Annotated in this window: 1 protein-coding gene; it reads right to left on the reverse strand. The window is 66.3% G+C overall.

The genetic code is table 11. The features are described 5' to 3' along the window. Positions 1–499, reverse strand: a 499-nt coding sequence (locus ASE88_RS18525; protein WP_156357092.1) for a molybdopterin-dependent oxidoreductase, incomplete at both ends; no start/stop codon positions are given.

The raw sequence follows: 499 nt of genomic DNA on the forward strand, positions 1-499 counted from the left end.
TGCGTCGGATGGCGTCTCGCGCACCTCGATCCGTGTCAGCCATTTGGCGCTCCGCACCCCGGCATAGCCCGGCACCACCATGCGGATCGGTGCGCCGTGTTCGGGCGTCAGCGGCTCGCCGTTCATCGCCCAGGCAATGAGGACGTCGGGTTGCCGCGCCTTGTCCATGGCGATCGAGACCCCGAACAATGCTTCCTCGCCTTCGACGTCCACCTCGTCCGCTCCGGTGAACGCCACGAACAGGTCGGACGCATCCGGCGCACCGACGGCATCCAGTACGTCGGACAGTCGTACGCCGGTCCACTCCGCATTGCCGATCGCGCCCACGTCCCACGGGTCGCCGGACGTTTTTGCGAACTGCTGAAGATCCGTGCGCCGGTTGCCGGCGCACTGGAGAACTGCCGTCACCGTCCGCGTGGCCAACGCGCTCTTCAACTCCTCCACCGAGAAGGAGCGTCTTTCCATGCTCATCCCGCTGACCTCGATCCGGTGATCGGCA

Origin of the sequence: Sphingomonas sp. Leaf38, assembly GCF_001421825.1 — a bacterium.
Taxonomy (GTDB): domain Bacteria; phylum Pseudomonadota; class Alphaproteobacteria; order Sphingomonadales; family Sphingomonadaceae; genus Sphingomonas.